This is a genomic window from Caldisphaera sp. (assembly GCF_023256325.1).
Lineage (GTDB): Archaea > Thermoproteota > Thermoprotei_A > Sulfolobales > Acidilobaceae > Caldisphaera.
The window spans coordinates 64984-82688 of sequence record NZ_JAGDXI010000006.1; the positions used below are offsets into that span (position 1 = coordinate 64984).

General features: G+C 29.5%; 14 protein-coding genes. 4 read left to right on the forward strand and 10 right to left on the reverse strand.

All coding sequences use genetic code 11. The features are described 5' to 3' along the window. Positions 1-18: 18 nt before the first annotated feature. From Q0C16_RS00620 to Q0C16_RS00630, 3 genes are all read right to left on the reverse strand, one after another. Positions 19-1167, reverse strand: a complete 1149-nt coding sequence (locus Q0C16_RS00620) for an MFS transporter (RefSeq protein ID WP_292319102.1) — start codon at positions 1165-1167, stop codon at positions 19-21. Positions 1168-1347: 180 nt separating this feature from the next. Beyond that, on the reverse strand, positions 1348-2010 hold the full coding sequence (locus tag Q0C16_RS00625) for an N-acetyltransferase (RefSeq protein WP_292319103.1): 663 nt from the start codon (positions 2008-2010) through the stop codon (positions 1348-1350). 64 nt (positions 2011-2074) lie between these two features. Beyond that, positions 2075-3214 carry an MFS transporter gene (locus tag Q0C16_RS00630; RefSeq protein WP_292319104.1) on the reverse strand — a complete coding sequence of 380 codons (1140 nt, stop codon included), beginning with the start codon at positions 3212-3214 and terminating at the stop codon, positions 2075-2077. Between the two features lie 255 nt (positions 3215-3469). On the opposite strand from Q0C16_RS00630, the gene Q0C16_RS00635 reads away from it, so the two are divergent. After that, positions 3470-4861: an ATPase domain-containing protein gene (locus Q0C16_RS00635; protein ID WP_292319105.1), complete on the forward strand. Its 1392-nt coding sequence runs from the start codon at positions 3470-3472 to the stop codon at positions 4859-4861. A gap of 12 nt (positions 4862-4873) precedes the next feature. Here Q0C16_RS00635 and Q0C16_RS00640 read toward each other — a convergent pair whose 3' ends face one another. The 3 genes from Q0C16_RS00640 to Q0C16_RS00650 all read right to left on the reverse strand — a co-directional run bounded on the left by Q0C16_RS00640 (position 4874) and on the right by Q0C16_RS00650 (position 8499). Beyond that, on the reverse strand, positions 4874-6415 hold the full coding sequence (locus tag Q0C16_RS00640) for an APC family permease (protein WP_292319106.1): 1542 nt from the start codon (positions 6413-6415) through the stop codon (positions 4874-4876). 337 nt (positions 6416-6752) lie between these two features. Beyond that, complete coding sequence (gene panB, locus Q0C16_RS00645; RefSeq protein ID WP_292319107.1) at positions 6753-7583, reverse strand: 3-methyl-2-oxobutanoate hydroxymethyltransferase; 831 nt, start codon at positions 7581-7583, stop codon at positions 6753-6755. A 4-nt stretch (positions 7584-7587) separates the two neighbouring features. Continuing rightward, positions 7588-8499 carry a ketopantoate reductase family protein gene (locus Q0C16_RS00650; RefSeq protein ID WP_292319108.1) on the reverse strand — a complete coding sequence of 304 codons (912 nt, stop codon included), beginning with the start codon at positions 8497-8499 and terminating at the stop codon, positions 7588-7590. A gap of 161 nt (positions 8500-8660) precedes the next feature. Between Q0C16_RS00650 and Q0C16_RS00655 the strand changes: the two genes are divergently transcribed. After that, positions 8661-9326, forward strand: a complete 666-nt coding sequence (locus Q0C16_RS00655; protein ID WP_292319109.1) for a helix-turn-helix domain-containing protein — start codon at positions 8661-8663, stop codon at positions 9324-9326. On the opposite strand, the gene Q0C16_RS00660 is transcribed toward Q0C16_RS00655, so the two are convergent. Continuing rightward, positions 9327-10454: a CaiB/BaiF CoA-transferase family protein gene (locus Q0C16_RS00660; protein WP_292319110.1), complete on the reverse strand. Its 1128-nt coding sequence runs from the start codon at positions 10452-10454 to the stop codon at positions 9327-9329. It abuts the gene before it with no gap. Positions 10455-10456: 2 nt separating this feature from the next. Next, positions 10457-11500 carry a hypothetical protein gene (locus tag Q0C16_RS00665; RefSeq protein WP_292319111.1) on the reverse strand — a complete coding sequence of 348 codons (1044 nt, stop codon included), beginning with the start codon at positions 11498-11500 and terminating at the stop codon, positions 10457-10459. 118 nt (positions 11501-11618) lie between these two features. On the opposite strand from Q0C16_RS00665, the gene Q0C16_RS00670 reads away from it, so the two are divergent. Then, positions 11619-12962: an MFS transporter gene (locus tag Q0C16_RS00670; RefSeq protein ID WP_292319166.1), complete on the forward strand. Its 1344-nt coding sequence runs from the start codon at positions 11619-11621 to the stop codon at positions 12960-12962. Positions 12963-13082: 120 nt separating this feature from the next. Next, a complete protein-coding gene (locus Q0C16_RS00675; protein WP_292319112.1) occupies positions 13083-14555 on the forward strand; it encodes a UbiD family decarboxylase in 1473 nt (490 codons plus the stop codon). Positions 14556-14600: 45 nt separating this feature from the next. On the opposite strand, the gene Q0C16_RS00680 is transcribed toward Q0C16_RS00675, so the two are convergent. After that, positions 14601-15752: an NDP-sugar synthase gene (locus Q0C16_RS00680; RefSeq protein WP_292319113.1), complete on the reverse strand. Its 1152-nt coding sequence runs from the start codon at positions 15750-15752 to the stop codon at positions 14601-14603. A gap of 10 nt (positions 15753-15762) precedes the next feature. Then, entirely contained in the window at positions 15763-17616 is a 1854-nt protein-coding gene (glmS, locus tag Q0C16_RS00685; RefSeq protein WP_292319114.1) for a glutamine--fructose-6-phosphate transaminase (isomerizing), read from the reverse strand. Positions 17617-17705: the final 89 nt, after the last annotated feature.

The window sequence follows — 17705 nt, forward strand, 5'->3', positions numbered from 1 at the left end:
CGGTTTGAAATTTAATAGTTACAGTAATAAAAATAAAGATGCCACCGTGCCTCTAGCTATTGCAGTATACAGAAACATATCTCTTAATATATGGTATCCATATTTTTGCTGTAAAATGTCATAAGTTATCCCGCCAATTTCTCCTCCCAATAATGCGGACAAACCCATTATAACGCTATAAGTTCCTATAGCAGATCTTTTGTCTTTGGAGTTATCAACTAAATATGAAAAGTATCCAACATTATTTATAGAATTTGAAACGCCTCCTAATACATTGGCTAGATAAATTCCGTTAATGTTAGGAGATATTGCGTAGGCTAATGCAAAAAAAGTGTTTGTTAGCCTACCTATGTATAAGGAGAGTTTAATGTGCCTAGATATAAAATATCCAAAAAATCTTTGTAATAGAATTGTGGAAGAAGTTGATATTATATTTATTATAGCAACTTGGAAAGTATTCATATGGAATACAAATATTTGGGCTAAAGGAAATAAAGGCCATGCAAAAGACCAAGTAATCATGTACAAAAAATTAAATAAGAAAAATTTTTTTAGTTTATTAAAGTCTTCTTTATTTATCCATACACTGTTTTTTGAAGTGTAATCTTCTTTGTAATCTATTCCAGTTACTATTAATGTTGAAATTAATGTAACAAAAGCTGATAATATAAATAAATATTTAACTAATAGGGTGTTATATTCCAAATATAGGCCTCCTAAGGCAATAACTGGTAAAGATCCAAGAGATGAATAAAAATATATCCTTGATAATGTCACGCTCCTGCTAACTCTGCTATAAAGTTCTAAATAAAGAGAAAGACCAAATCCTGTTATTCCAGAGCTTATCATAATTAAGGAAACAAAAATTGTATACAGAGGACCTTGCGTAGTAACAAAAAATAAAGCTGCTAATGAGATACTTTTCAATATATTACCATATAAAATTAATGATTTGGGATTTTTCTTTGTGAGAGATGAAAGGTATTGAGAAATATTGGTAAAAAATGTTCCTGAAGTTGATACTATACCTAATAGATAACCGGGTAATCCTATCGTTGCACCAATAAAGGCTAAAAATGGAGAATATGAGCTAGATATCATACTGTTTATTAAGTTATATATTGAAAGTTTTGAAATAGCTTTTTTATCGTTTTCGCTATTACTCAATTTATTCATTTCACCTCTTTAATTAGTAAAATATAAATTTAAAAGTTTAAACTATAAAAAAATTTATTTTTTAATAATTTTATCTTTAAATAGCTTTTTATAAACTGAAATTTACTTTTACTTAAAAAATTATATAAAGTAAATAAAATTGATCTTGCTGCACTATTTATTATTTTAATATCAGATTTTTAACTCAAATACTATAAATCCCTCTGAATTTTCCTTTTTATTTATTGATATATGTTCAAATTCCAGGTTGTCCCCTTTTAAAACAAATGGAGGGTTAGTTTGTAATAATATTATTTGATCATTTTTGTAAAATAATTTCTTGTATTTGTTAAATGGATACCATACCCAATTATCAACATATCCATTAAAAATAAAATCTATATTTTTCTTTTGCTCTAATTTATACATTTCAATTATGTTTTTAAAATCAAGTCTATTTCCGCTATTAAAATAAAATCGATCTATTTCTTTAAAACCCATTGATTTTACTAAGGCTAGAGATGGTTCATTCTTTTCATTTACTGTTAATCTGAAGACTCTTTTTTTACTTAATTCTATAGCTTTTTCTGTTAGCTTTTTACCAATACCTTTCTTTCTAAAGTTTTTATTAACTCTTATACCCTCAAGCCAAGCAAAATCATCACATATTTTGGCGTGTATTATGCCCAAAATATTTCCGTTGCTATCAACAGCTTTAATAAAAAGTCCATCATTAATCCATTCATCAAAAACTTCTTTTATATAATCTCCCCATTCAAATGTGTTTTTCGTTAGTTCCTCAACTAATTTTTTATCAGAATATATAACTTTTTCAAACTTAATATCTTGGATCATTTTAGCTCCTAGTTTTTACTTATAAAGATTAAATATATACATCTAACTCTATAAGACTAAGTAATTAACCATTATTACGACCTTGAGATATGATTATGTAGACTACTATAAAAAAGGCTACTATAGACGCTATAGAAGAAAAATAATATGCATAGTAATATTTAATTTGATAAAGAAATCCCATTATAAAGTTACTAGTAAAAATACCTATACTCCTACCAAAAGTTAGCAAACCCATATTTTCTCCTATGGATTCTTTTTTTGAAAATATTGATATTATTGATGGTTCAAATGTTTCAGCAGATGCAACAGAAGCACCTAATAGGAATGCCATTGGATATATCCCTTTTATGCCAAAAGGGGATAGAAAAGCAAACCCCAAAGATGAAATAGATGCAATTAGATATCCAAGAAATCCTAATCCCATAAACTCATTAATTCTAGTTCTACTATATATGAGGCCAAAAAAGGATGAGGCTGTTAAAAAGATACCATAACTTATAACTGCTAAATAATTTTCATGAGTAAAATGAGCTGTTGTAATTATAGGAAAGCCAAAGCTATATTGAGACAAGCCAAAAAGTGTTGTCGATATTATCAATAAGATAATTATTTTATCATTTCCTTTAAAAATTGTTTTCCTTTTATAAGTTATTTTTCCGGCATTTGATACCGATAATAAAACTGTTGAGATAATAATAGGTATTGAAGTTATTAATAATAAATATTCTATTGGGAACTTAAAGTATAGCAAAATGCTAGTATATGTTATTGCTAAAATAGCTCCACCTATATCAAGGCTATGAAGTATTCCAAAGGCTTTAACTCTTTCCTTTTCGCTTGTTACTTCTGTTATCATAGATCTTCTTATAGGAGACCTAAAATTCCTAAACCACCATGGTATCATAAATATTAGTAATGCTTCCCACCAATTTTTTGAAAATCCTAATAAAGAAATAAATACTATTATTGAATTACCTAAAACAGCCATCTTTTTTCTTCCAAATCTATCTCCCATTATGCCTCCAATTAAACCCATGAAACTTCCAAGTCCATAGTTAAGTGCTTCAGCAACTCCATATAACCATATAGGAGTTTTTAGAATAATAACGAAAATTAAGGGAAACATGACTACAGCTGTTTGATATCCAAGATCCGCAAAGAATGCGGAGAAAGCTAATTTATAGACTTCTTTTGAAATCAAGCTTAATTCCCAAATAAAGTAAATAAATAGGGTATATTTTATGTTTTTTATTCTAAAAACTAGATATTAAATACATAATGTTAATTTTTGTTAAGTTTGATAATATAAAGTTAAAATAATTTCCGAGCATTTTATTAATTGATAGTTCACTTATAACATGGTGGCGATGTAGATAACTTATATTAAAGATGGTCGATAACGATGATATAAGGAAAAATATTTAAACAAGATTTTTTGTAATTTATTAGGGTTAAAATGGAACAAAATAACAAGTTTATTTTGGGAGTTGAAGAATTAAACGAAATTGCAGATAAGATAGATCTTGGTTATGTCATATTAATCGCAGGTAATCCGGGAACAGGAAAAACTATTGGAGCTTCTAAAATATTGTATGAAAATATGACAAAGCTCGGTATTAAAACAATTTATGTAAGCTTTGTCGAAACAAAAAGTGAATATTACAAAAATTTAAAGAGATTGGGTTTAGATATGGAAGAGTTAGAGAAAAAAGGTCTTTTCACTTATTTAGAAGAGATAACTTTTCTTAACAAGGATTTAATACCAGATATTCTAAATCAAATTCTCAACACAGTTGAACGAACAGGTGCGAAAATAATAGTTATAGATAGTATTTCACCCTTATTGCAAGTTACTGAAAATATAATAAGTTTAAGGGAAATATTACATAATTTCTTTTACAGATTATCGAAAATTAAAGGAATTACTACAATTTTAATCCAGGAAGTTCCTTATGGGAATGAAAATATTGGTTTTGGAGTAGAAGAATTCTTGGTTGATGCAGTAATCTTTTTGAAAACTGTTCAAATCAAAGGAAGAAGCATTAGAATTATGGAAATAAAGAAAGCTAGGGGTTCAGATGTTTCCTTAGTATCAATACCTTTTATTATTAGAAAAGATAAAGGAATTTCCGTATTGTACCCTAAAAATGTTAAAGAAAAAAGAAGTAATAAACTAATTAATGTAGTTGTAGGTAATAACAGTTTTACAATTTCATTAGGTAGTCAAAATTTAATAATTGCAAATCCAAAAATTGATATTCAAGCTCTGGCTTCATTGATAATTGTTGGTGCGGTTACTGGGACACCAAATTTATCAGAAAATATAAGACGAAAAACCATTATAAGAATGATGAGTTATACCGCTGAAGAATTTTCAAGTCAGATAAAGAATTGCTTACTAAATGCTGGTATAGATAAAAATAAAGTTGATGAATTATTAAAAAGTTATATAATAGATGGCATAGATGCTAATAAATATTCATTGACAGAGTATTTTGATCATGTTAATGAAATTGAAGAAATGGAAAAACCAGCATTTGTCTTAAATATCGGTCTAGATGCTTTAATTCAATTATTAGCTGACAATGAGATATATCCTAGACTTGAATTAGATGCAATGATTAGAAGAATCAATAATAATATAACAACTCTTTACCTAATGAACGGTAATATAAAAGACTATTATAGTATTCCTTTGGGAGAAGAATACGATAACGTTTGGTATTTTTATCCTTATAAAGAAAATAGATTAATAATAAAGCCCTTTAGGCTTAAAATGAAAATCTTCGCTAGTGAAAAATATACTATAAATTTAAGTAGCATTAAATGTTTATCCCGTATAATTTAAAAAATAAAAAAATTATGAACTTAATACTCCCCATGGCAAGAATATAAAAACTGAAACTATAGCAACTATTATTGTTGATGGTATAAAGCCTATTATATTTAATGCGCCATCACTACCTATATATGTCATAATTAATATGAATATAAGATAAACAACATACCATATAGATTTTTTAAAATCTCCTTTAACTTTAAATATAAATCCGAATACAATAGAGGCAATAATTCCTATAGCAATTGCGTATGGAACAGATGGCCATCCGCTCCAAAAAGCAATTAATGAAGCAGAAATAAAAGCCAAACCACTCCATAGCCAACCAACAGGCAATCTATAATTATTTGGAGTTAATCCTTTCCTTCTAGCTGAAAGCATAGCAACTGGTAGAGTAGCAAAAGCTAGATAACCGCCAACTACGGCATCTTCCAATAAAGAATAAATTGCATGGATAGGTGCTGTTAGAAAAGTTAATATTGCGCCTATTATTGCAAATACTATCAAAGACCAATATGGTATAGCATATGTTTCGCTTACTTCCTTTAATTTTTCTGGCATATATCCAGATCTGGCCATAGCAAAAACTACTCTGGTTCCACCACCTAAATATATATATCCTGTTACAAAAGGACCAAGTATAGCAACGATTAATATTAAGAACAATGATATGTTGGAATGAATAGCAGATGAAATATCAACAAAAGGATTACCTGGTAAATTAGATATGGAAGTCCAGTCGCCTGGTTTAAAGCCAAAAGAATCCCATTTTATACCTCCAACAAAAACTATTGAAAATAATATATAAATAATAGTTTGCCCAATAACTACTAAAATTATAGCTTTTCCCAAGAAATTTTTATCTTTTACTTCTTCTGCAAAATCTGGTATAACTCTTATTCCACCATATGCAAACATAGCCAAAGGTATTGCATAAAATATTCCTGTGAAACCATATGGAATAAATCCTCCGGGTAGAGATGTGAAGTTCTTAGCCGAGAAAAACACAAAAGAAATTGATAAAGCTGCAACAATATATAGTATTAATTTAAAAATGCCTAATCCTAATGTAGATTTTCCAAATACCTTAACACCATAATAATTAAATGGAACAAATAAAAGCAACAAGATAGTGCCAACAATAGCTCCTAGAGGTGTTGGTATTGTAGAATTTGGAACCAATAGTTTTGGAAAGAAATACGCCAATCCTTCAACAGTTGCTAAAGCTTCTATTGGAGGAATAAAAAGATACCAAACTAAGTTCATAAATGATGATAATAGATTTAAAGTGTTTCCATGCGTATATAAGGGATACCTTGCAGGTCCTCCCGCTTCTGGCCATACTAATGATAACTCAATAATTGGAATGGCAATAAATGTATAAAATAGTGCTCCAATAATCCATGAAATAATTAATGATGGTCCTGCATATCCAGCCATTCCGGCAGTTGAAAATAATACTCCAGTACCAACAGCTCCTACTACGCCTGCTATAAATATTTCCAAAAAAGATAATTCCTTTTTGAGGCTTGTACTTTTGTTTGGACTCTCTTTATCATCCAAACAAAATCACCTAATTAAACCATTCTTTAAAGAGTATAAATTTCTTATGCATAATATATTAATAAAAATTTTATTTAACCTATTTGATTAATTAAGTTTTTATTAGTGATAATGTTTTCCTTATTTTTTAAGAATTTTATAAAAACTTATGTTATAAAAAATTTAAATTAATTCACTATAAATTATTCTAAAATGATTATAAATACTTTATAAAATAATATGCTTGATCACAGCTAAAGCAAGTTAATACTTTATTGAAATAGTAAATGTAATCTTTAATAATATTATGAATAAATAACGAAGCTTTTTATTGATTATTTGTTGCTTTATTAAAAAATTATTCTTCCATGAATTTCTTTTTATCTTCATTGTTTTTCATACCCCAATATTTTTCAGGGAACTTACCACTTTCTACTTCGGTTTTATAATTTAATATAGCTTCTTTTATTACTGATTTTAAATCTACATACTTTTTTGCAAACTCAGGGGAATAGTCTCCGAGACCTAATAAATCATTTATAACCATTATTTGACCATCACAATATGGTCCGCTACCAATACAAATAGTTGGTATTGAAATTTTTTCTGTTATTTTTTTAGCAACTTCATATGCTGTATATTCAATAACTAGAGAAAAAATGCCTGAATCTTCTAATTGAAGAGCATCATTAAGTATTTCTTTAGCCTCACTATAGGTTTTCCCTAAAAGCCTATATCCACCAATCTGTTTGTGTTTTTGAGGTGTTAATCCTATATGACCCATGACAGGAATACCTGAATTTACAATACCTTTTATTATTTCTTTATATTCACTACCGCCTTCAAGTTTAACAGCATCAGAACCAATCCTGAGAAAGCGTGATGCATTTAATATAGCTTTCTCTTTGTTATATTCATAGCTCATAAACGGCATATCTGATACAACCAGGGCATTCGGTTTAGCGTTGCATACAGCTTTTGTATGAATAAGCATTTCGGCCATTGAAACCTGTAAAGTTGATGGATATCCTAGGACTACCATACCTAATGAATCACCGACTAATATTATATCAACCCCTGTTTCATCAACTATTTTTGTTGTTGGATAATCGTAGCTCGTTATAGCTACAATTTTTTTATTACCTTTCATTTTTAAAATGTCTCTAATCGTTATCTTTTTTCTCTCCATATGTTCACCCATTTAATATGGAATCACAAAGTCTATTATTTTCTTTTAAAAGATCTTTCATGACCATAACTGATTTATAGGCAAAATAATTATATTTTGCTTGATATCCTATTTTTCTCGCAATTTTATATAAAGCTAAATTAATGTAATCGAGCTCAGTTTTTCTTTTATTTGAACAAAGATCTTGAATGGTCGAATTATAGTTGTTGTATGTAAATTTTATTGTGTTTTTTAATTCTATAATAGGATCATTAGCTAAGCTTATCTTAAATAAAGAAGCTATTTTTTTAGATTCATTGGCTATATGAAGTGATAAATTATAAGCATTTTTGTTTTCCAATATAAATCCGTTCTTTTTTAAATATAACGATGCGACTGGGTTTATGGCAGAATTAACAATAACCTTCTCCCATCTGTAGGGTTCTATATTATCAACAAGCTCTGTCTTAACATCTTTTATTGCCAAGTTTTTAAATTCTTCTCTGCAATCTCTATTTTTGCATCCAATGATTAATTTGGATCCTCCATTAAATATTGAATGGCACTTCTTAATTTTATTAAGTCCATAATAAATTATCATTGAACCAGATTTATAGTATTTTTCAAGCTTTTCTAAAGAATATAAACCATTTTGAGTTGATAATGCGTAATCTGAATTAATATATTTTCTCGCAATTTTTATAGATTTTTCTAAATCATATGCTTTTACTGCAAAAATTAAATAATCAAATTTTTGTCCTTTAATTTCCTTATAATTGCAAACTTTAATTTCTTCTTCACCTATATTTTCTACTATTACTTTTTGTTTTTTACATCCTTTTGTTTTCTCAATTATGGTGATTTCATGACCTGAACGATTCAAAATAATTGATAGAAAACTTCCTATTGCTCCGCATCCAATGATTCCAATTTTCAAGTTTATCCCCAATACCTTAATATTATTTATCTAAAATATATTTAAAAATAAATTCTATTTATCGAATTAAAAATAACAATTAAATTATAATAATTTAATAAAATATCTTTATTAAGTCAAAATTGCATATATAGACATGAAATTAATAAGAGGTCGAATTAATGATAATATTAGACTTATCGATAAAAAGTAATTGTAGTCTATCAAAAATGGCTCATGATTTTAATGGAGAGGTTTTGTCTTTTTCAGTATCGCAATTTAGCAAAGGCATGAACTCAATAATTGCCTTCGTAACTTTAAAAGAAAAAAATCAAGAAACTTTAATGAAGTCATGGAAGAAAAGATATGGAGATTTTTCATATTTAAATTGGGATAAGATAGGTGAAAAAAGTATCTTATTTAATGGATTAAAAGAAGGTCATGGAATAGTAAAAACATTAATTGAATATAAAGGAGCTTTGATAACTCCAACCATTGCTGGAGATGGGTATGAAAGATTTTTGATCTTAATAAAAAATAAAAAGGATATAGATTACATAATTAAAGATATATCTCGCAATAATAATGTAATCAATTTTAATTATAATGATGTAAATATGAAGTCTCTTTTATCTTGGATTTCAAAAATGATAATAGAAGCAAGTAATATTAATAATAGAGAATATGAAATTTTGTCCAAAGCATATAATTATGGTTATTTTTCTTGGCCTAAAGAAATAAATTTAGAAGAATTAAGCTTAAAATTAGGTGTTTCTCAGCCGACAATTATATATCATATTAGAAATGCAATAAATAAAATACTTAGCAATATTTTGTCTGATTCCTAATTAGATAATCCCTTTTTTCTTTAGCGTAATGATCTCATCATCATTATATCCTAACTCCTTAAGAATTTCATATGTATATTCTCCTAAGCTTGGCACTTTTGTACTTTTTATGATATTAATTAAAGGTGGTGTAGGAACTTTTAGCTCTCTTTCATTATAAAATATTTTGATCATTTTTTCCGATGCATGAGGATCTTGAAGTAGATCCCATGGTTTGTTCAATATTGAGTATCCTATGTTATTTTTATCAAATATATTTATAAGTTCATTAGCATTAAATTTTTTTATTTCATTTTGTAGGTATGGTATTAAGAAACTTCTATTTTTATATCTATCCTCATTTTTCTTAAATTTTTCATCATAACAAATATCTAAATTGAGAGATTTACAGAAATCTATCCATTGCTTATCTGTTGTTACTGCAACAAAAATTTTTTTATTATCTTTGGTCTCAAAAAAATCGTATATGCCCCATGCAAATCCTTCTTCATTTATAGGTAAAATAGGCCTACCTAAAACTTGATATGTTGATATATGTTGGCCTACAAAAAACATTGCTGTTTCGAACAATCCAACATCTACTATCCCTCCTAATCCTGTTTTTTCTCTTTCTAAAAGTTTTTGTAAAACTCCAATTACTGCAAACATAGCAGCTCCTATATCAACAATAGATGCCCCTAATCTTAATGGTCTATCTTTGAGTCCTGTCATGTAGGCTAGGCCGCTATGTACTTCAATTGGATAGTCTAAAGATTTTCTATTTTCATATTTTCCATAACCATAGGCCTTAATTGACGCATAAACGATTCTTGGATTAATTTTTTTAATTTCGTCATATCCTAAGCCAGCCTTATCTAAAGCACCTCTTGCTAGATTATCTATGAGCACATCTGAAGTCTTTATCAATTTTTTAAAAACTTCTCTACCTTCATCTCTAAATATATCAAGTGTCATGCTTTTCTTGCCCCAATTTAGGTACGGAAAAGTACCTGAACTACTTCCAGGTAATCTTCTAGATATGTCACCTTCATTTGGTTTTTCGATTTTTATTAATTCAAATCCTAATGAATATAGAATTAATCCTGCTGTAGGCCCAGCAACTATATGCCCAATTTCTAATGCTCTCATTTTTACACCTCTTTAGATAATTTTAAAACTTCATTGTATGTAAGAGCTCTACCTTCATTTACGCTTATATCCTTCACTAGGTTTACTAATTTGGTTAACTTTTCTTCACTTAAATTAACACCGTATTTTTCTAATATTTTTTTGATTAAGCTTTTGCCAGCATAGACATTTACAGAAAACAATTCTTGAGTAAATACTGAGGTAAATGATGCATGCGTTCCAGCTGTCATCGTTTTTGTATTTATGCCTACTATTGGAAAATTATAATAAAAGAACTTATATCCAATTTTGTTTAAAATTAATTCTCCTACATATTTATACAAATTTTGCAAGCCTTCTTCACTTAAATCTAATTTATACCCTTCTTCTTTTAATGCATTATACATTACGTATAAATCTGCTATGCCATTTCTTTCACCTATGCCATAAACTGTTACCGATACAGAAGATGCACCCTCTTCTATAGCAGCTAAGCAATTAGTTACAGCAAGCCCATAATCATTATGGCAGTGAACTTCTATATCGATGTTATTTTTTAAAGATTCTATAGCTTCCTTTATTAGGTTTCTCATAAATTTAGGATTGGCGTTTCCTGTAGTATCGGGTAACTGAACCTTTTTTAATCCAATCTCATTAAGTTTTTTCAATATATCTATGATTAAAGATTTGTTATCAACAATATTAACTAATGCTACTGAAGTCAATTCATCTTTTTTTATGGCATATTTTATATCTTCGATAACACTATCTATGTTATTATATTTAAATGGTAGATGCAATGCAATATGAGCTCCCGTGCTAAGAATTTCATCGATATCCTTTTTTATGGCTCTTCCTAATCCATAGGTATTTTTTATCAATTTTTTATCAATTATTTCTTCAGTAATTTTCTTTTCGGACCAATGAGCTGAAGGATAGCTTACAATAGCATTTTCTATACCTGACTTACCTAATAAATCAGCTATTTTTAATTTTTCCTCCATTTTGAAGGAAATTCCTGGAGATTGAAGCCCCTCTCTTAACGTATCATCTATTAACTGAACCAATTTTTATCCCACATTTAATTTTTATTTATCAGCTATTTGCTTTACATAAAAAGGGTTTTATATAACTGTTATTAAGATTAAAATTCAAATATGAATACATTAGGTGATGAAATTGGGTATGAGCTCAAATAAGCATTCTATTGCAGCAAGATTAGATAGGATACCATGGACAAGTTTGCATACTAAGTTATTGATATTATTAAGTTTAGGAGAATTTTTTGATCTATACGATTTAATAGCCGGGGGTTTTACAGTTGCTCCAATACACCTTTATTATCACGTAAGCATTTCCACATCAATATTTTATACAATAGCAATATTCTTTTTAGGAGCATTTATTGGAGTAATTTTGTTAGGTTATATAGGAGATTATCTTGGAAGAAGGACAGTTATATTAATAAATATGGCAATAATGAGTTTAGCTTACTTGCTAACACCATTTTCTCCTAACATTTACGTATTAGGTGCTTTAAGGTTTTTAGCGGGCTTTGGAGCAGGACCAGAGGCAATATTGGTAGTTGATATTATGTCAACTGAGTTTTTCCAACCTTCTATAAGAGGTAACAGATTAGCAATAGCATATACTATAGCATGGCTAGCTCCTTTAGTTGTAGCAGGTATAGCAGTATTTGTATTACCAACTCATTGGCAATGGATATTTTGGATAGGTGGGTTAGGAATTCTATCAATAATTCCTTTGAGATTTATGATACCAGAATCGCCAAGATGGTTAGAAGTTCATGGAAAATATGACGAGGCCGACAAAATAGTATCTAAATTCGAAGAGCAAGCTATAAAAGAAGGTAAAAAGTTACCTGAACCTATCGAAGTTGAAGTAATAAAAACTAAGAAAGTACCTTTAAGTGATGCTTTTAAAGGGCCATATCTGAAAAGAATGATAATGCTTATAATTTTCCAGTTTTTCCAAGCTGCAGTTTATTATGGTTTTACTTCACTCGCACCAACAGTTCTTTATGAAAAAGGTTTTACATTTGCAAAATCAACAACAATGACTTTTGTAATTTATACCGGTTACTTTATAGGTTCGGTCATATCTATATTTGTTATAGAAAAGTTATTTGATAGAAAATGGCAAATAGTCACGTATATAATATTGGCAGGAATATTTGGAGTTTTGTTTGGATACTCTAAAAGTGTTGCCCTATTAGAAACAACTGGATTTTTGTTAGCTACTTTCTTAAATCTGTTTTCTAATACATATCATTTGTATATGGCAGAAATACTTCCAACAAGAGTAAGGGCTGCTGCTGACGGGCTTCAATATAGTATAAGCAGGCTAGGTACTTTTATATTGTTAACTATGCTTGGTTCAATATTAGTATCATTAGGTCCATCTGCCCTATTTTTAGTAACATTTGTATTTTCATTAATAGTAGGTATTGACATTGCTATATTAGGGCCTAAAGTAACGGGCCAGAAGGTTGAGGTAGTTGCTAAATAATTTATTTTTAAATTTTATAATTTTTAGTGATTTTAATAATTCATAAATACTTTTATTTTTAAATTATTTTTGTATGTAAACTTTTTATATTTCCCATATATATTTAAGGTTGGTGTATTTATGGATCAATTAAGAGATTTAAGAAGTTATATAGAATGGCTTGAAGAAAGAAAAAGTCTTATTAGAATTAGAGAAGAGTTGTCTCCAATTTTAGAGATTCCAACTTTCTTAAGGAAGTTAATGTACTCAAAAGGACCTTCAGTTATTTTTGAAAAAGTTAAAGGATTTGATAATTGGCGTATAGTTGGAAATCTTTTTCCTAATTTGGATACAATATCATCATTTTTGTCTGTAAATAATTTGGAAGAAGTAGGCTTTAGGATGATTCAACCTTTAATATTACCAATTCCATATAAGACGTTTGATAAAATAAAAACATTGGGAGATCTAACAAAAATGTCTTCATATTTACCTAAGAAAACTAACAAAGCAGCTTTTACGGAAAATGTTATCGAAGGTAACGACAATCCACTAGATAAAATACCTTTCTTTAAAACTTGGCCTAAAGATGGGGGACGTTATATTACATTCGGTATGGTTATTACTCTGGAAAATGAGAAAACAGTTAATATGGGGGTATACAGGGTTATGATTTTGGATGGTAATAAAGGGATTATCCATTGGCAAATACATAAAAGAGGGGCTCATGTACATTTAAATGCTTTAGAGAATAAGAAGGATGAAATACCAGTAGCTATTTCAATAGGTAGCGATCCTGGAACTATGCTTGCGTCAGTTTCTCCAGTTCCTTATCCTATTGATAAGGCACTTTTCGCAGGTATAATTAGGAATAAAGGTATTGAGCTTTACGAACTTAATAATGGTGTTTTAGTTCCAGCAAATTCGGAAATAGTTATAGAGGGGAGAGTATTAGCTAATCAATTATTAGAAGAGGGTCCTTTTGGAGACCATTGGGGTTATTACGATAAGCCTATTGAAAAATATCCATTATTAGTTGTTGATAGGGTATATTTAAGAGATGATCCAATATACTATGGTACTGTTGTTGGACTACCTCCCTTAGAAGATGCTGTTATCGGAAAAGCCATAGAAAAAATCTTTAAACCAATAATGCAAACAATAATACCAGAAATTGTTGATGTAAACTACCCTGTTGAAGGTGTCTTTCAAGGTATGATTATAGTTTCCATTAAGAAAAGATACCCTGGACAGGCTAAAAAAGTTATGAATGCTTTATGGGGTATTGGGCAGTCATCTTTAACAAAAATTATAATAGTAGTAGATCATGATATAGATCCTAATGATATTGGTAAAGTAATTTGGGCTATCTCAAGTAATGTTAATCCTGAAAACGATGTTTTAATAATTAAAGGATCTCATAGTGATGCTTTGGATCCTTCAAATTTATTTCCATCATTTGGAAGCAAAATGGGCATAGATGCAACAAGAAAGCTACCTGAAGAAAGAGAAGGTAAAGTTTGGCCGGAGATTGTAAGTGAAGACGAAAAAGTTTATAGAAAAATTGAAGAGATATTTGGAAATTATTTAAAAAAGGATAAAAATTTATTTTAAAATAAATCTGATATTTATTATATACAATTACAATAATGTATTTGCTTATTCAATAATTTTACCACTTCCTATTATACTAAAAGCCTTGACGTTTTCTTTAGGTGCAATAATTGCACCCAATTTAACTTCTCCTAAGAATTCAGTAACGCCTTTTAATCTTTCTGGAAGCATTTCTGGCATTCCTTCTATTAAATGAGAGCATTGATCTACCTTAGCTTTTTCTCCTAAAACAGAAGATCTAACTTCTGATAGTGATGATACTATGGAATCCTTCATTATCAAAGAAGATGAAATAATGCTGTTTTCACCTACTATTACATTTTCTTCAATGCTAGTGTATGGCTTTATTATGCTTCCCGCTAATACTTGGCTTCTTCTGCCTATATAAGCTGGACCCATAATTATTGCACCATCTTCTACTATTGCGTAATCGTCTATTGTAACTCCATTTGATATAATGGCTGATCTACTAACATTAGCATTTTTGCTTATTTTAATTCCTGATTCGCTTAATATAATTTTTAATGCATCTAAGAGATCCCATGGATATCCTACTTCTATCCATTTGTTATTCCATATTATACCTCCAACTACTCCTTCTTTTGACATTATCATCATGGACTGTTCAAATTGATCTTTTGCTATTATTTCTAATTGTTTAATATCTGAGACCATTATACCTGCAAAAACATACCCTCTATTTTTTAACCATCCTCTGTTTTGCTCGTTTGATTGCATGTAGCTTGTTATTTGTCCTCTATAATCTATGCTAACAAATCCATATGTTTCTAAACCAGTTGATACTGGAGCTACACCTATAACAATTGGATATCCTGATGTAGAATAATAATCTAATACTGCCTTTCCAATATTTGGGTTTGCTAGAAAACCTGAATATGCGATTAAAACTTGATCTTCATTTCTTTTCTTAGCTTCTTGAACAGCTGTAAAAATCCCTCCTCTTATGTCTTCTCCTTTCTGTGTTACAATGTAAACTTCTTCATCTCTTGGTAAAGCCATGTTTTCATATCCAGGAGGCACTATGACAACTATTCTCTTTATACCTGCATTTCTTAAAATTTCTACACTATAATCGAAAAGTTGCCTTCCTCCAATTTCTAAAAAAGATTTCGGCTTTTCTTTTGTTAAAGGTAAAAGCCTTTTACCATATCCTCCAGCTAATACTACTCCGAGCATTTTAATCACCTCATTCAACAGTTACAGTTTTAGCCAAATTTCTTGGCTTATCTGGATTATAACCTCTTTCTACTGCAAGCCTATATGAAAGTAATTGAAATAGAGGAGTTAAAATAAATGGTTCAAGTTCTATAATTGAGTTTGAAGGCGGCATATCAGCGAAATATATGCTTTTTCTATCTTCCTTTAGTTCTAATTTTAAATCTGCAGGTTTAACAACAATTACTTTTGCGTTTCTAGCAGCCATTTCTATAGCATTTCCAGCAATTTCTGGAGCATCACTAGTTGACACTATATAAACTGGAAAGTCTTTTTCTACTAGAGCGATAGGACCATGTTTGCTTTCTCCAGCTGGATATGATTCGGCGTGTAAATAAGTTATCTCTTTAATCTTTAGAGCACCTTCCATGGCTATTGCTGAGCCTAAACCTCTACCTAAGATATATGATGAATTCTTTTTATGTAAATTTAACAAAGCCGGTATTAACGTATCGCTTGCTTCAAGAGATGACTGAATAAGATTTGGAGCATATCTTAAATAATCTAATATTTTATTTTTTTCATTTTTATCTAATTCCTTTCTTTCATGTGAAATAAAAGCTGATAGCATCTCTAGAAGCATTATTTGAGACAAAAACGTTTTTGTTGCAGCAACCCCTATTTCTGGCCCTGCTCTTGTATATAAGGAAAAATCGGATTCTCTAACTATAGCGCTTCCTAAAACATTTGTTATTGCTATAACCTTTACTCCATTCTTTTTCGCATCTCTTATCGCTTGCAAAGTATCATAAGTTTCGCCACTTTGTGATACTGCTATTAGCAAATCGTCTTTTTGAAATGTTGAAGATACATAGCTCATTTCAGATGATATTATTGGATATGAGAAAAGCTTTGCCCTTTTAGCTAAAATTTTTGAGAATACCAATGAAGCATGATAACTAGTTCCAGCAGCTGTTAGGAAAATTCTATTAGATGAAGAAATAATTTCAGCTGCTTTGCTTAGGGCAGGATCTTCTATATTTCCCTCGAATGTCTCCCTTATAGCGTTAGGTTGTTCATATATTTCCTTTATCATAAAATGCTGATATCCACCTTTACTTGCTGCCTCAGGCGTTAGCTCTACAGTTTTAACTTTAAGCGTTATTTGCTCAAGGTTTAGTTTTTTGTACCCTCCTCCAGGTAATAATTTATATATTTCAAAATTTGTAGGACTTATATATCCAAATTCTCCATCTTCTAATAATATAACTGTTTTTGTCATGTCTAATAAAGCTGGTAAGTCGCTTGCTATGGCTTTTATGTTTTCGCCAACTCCTATTATCAATGGTGACCTCATTTTTGCAAAATATATTTTGTCAGGATCTTTCTTATATAATATTGCGAAGGAATAAGTACCATCTATTCTTGCTAACGCCTTCGCCAATGCTTCAATAAATGTTGCACTTTTTTTCTCCTCATCTTCTAATAAATGAGCAAACAATTCCGTATCAGTTTCACTTTTTATTTTATGTCCTTTACTTTCGAGTTCTAATTTCAAAGAGGCAAAGTTCCTTATAACGCCATTGTGAACTACAGCTATGTCACCAGTACAATCCATATGGGGATGCGCATTAATATCATTGACCCCGCCATGAGTTGCCCATCTGGTATGAGCTATACCAGTGCTACCCGATAGATCAGTAAAACTTAGCCTTTTCATTACTGTATCTAAATCTCCTGCTCCTTTCTTAAAGTTTATAGAATCTCCATTAATTACTGCAATACCGACACTATCATATCCTCTATATTCAAGTCTTTGAAGGCCAACAATAAGTTTGTCGACAACATTGCATTTTTTATTAGTTATTCCAATAATTCCGCACAAAATTTTCCCCTCAAAATCTATTATCTATTATATCTGATAAAGAATTTAAGTTTTCTTTCTAAAATAAGCATTTTAATTTTTTAATAAAC

What these genes read in the sequence shown, in the direction of transcription:
- Q0C16_RS00655 (WP_292319109.1), top strand. Translation starts at nt 8,661, where the DNA reads ATGATAATATTAGACTTATCGATAAAAAGTAATTGTAGTCTATCAAAA.
- Q0C16_RS00660 (WP_292319110.1), bottom strand. Translation starts at nt 10,454, where the DNA reads ATGAGAGCATTAGAAATTGGGCATATAGTTGCTGGGCCTACAGCAGGA.
- Q0C16_RS00675 (WP_292319112.1), top strand. Translation starts at nt 13,083, where the DNA reads ATGGATCAATTAAGAGATTTAAGAAGTTATATAGAATGGCTTGAAGAA.
- Q0C16_RS00635 (WP_292319105.1), top strand. Translation starts at nt 3,470, where the DNA reads ATGGAACAAAATAACAAGTTTATTTTGGGAGTTGAAGAATTAAACGAA.
- Q0C16_RS00625 (WP_292319103.1), bottom strand. Translation starts at nt 2,010, where the DNA reads ATGATCCAAGATATTAAGTTTGAAAAAGTTATATATTCTGATAAAAAA.
- Q0C16_RS00680 (WP_292319113.1), bottom strand. Translation starts at nt 15,752, where the DNA reads ATGCTCGGAGTAGTATTAGCTGGAGGATATGGTAAAAGGCTTTTACCT.
- Q0C16_RS00670 (WP_292319166.1), top strand. Translation starts at nt 11,619, where the DNA reads ATGAGCTCAAATAAGCATTCTATTGCAGCAAGATTAGATAGGATACCA.
- panB (WP_292319107.1), bottom strand. Translation starts at nt 7,583, where the DNA reads ATGGAGAGAAAAAAGATAACGATTAGAGACATTTTAAAAATGAAAGGT.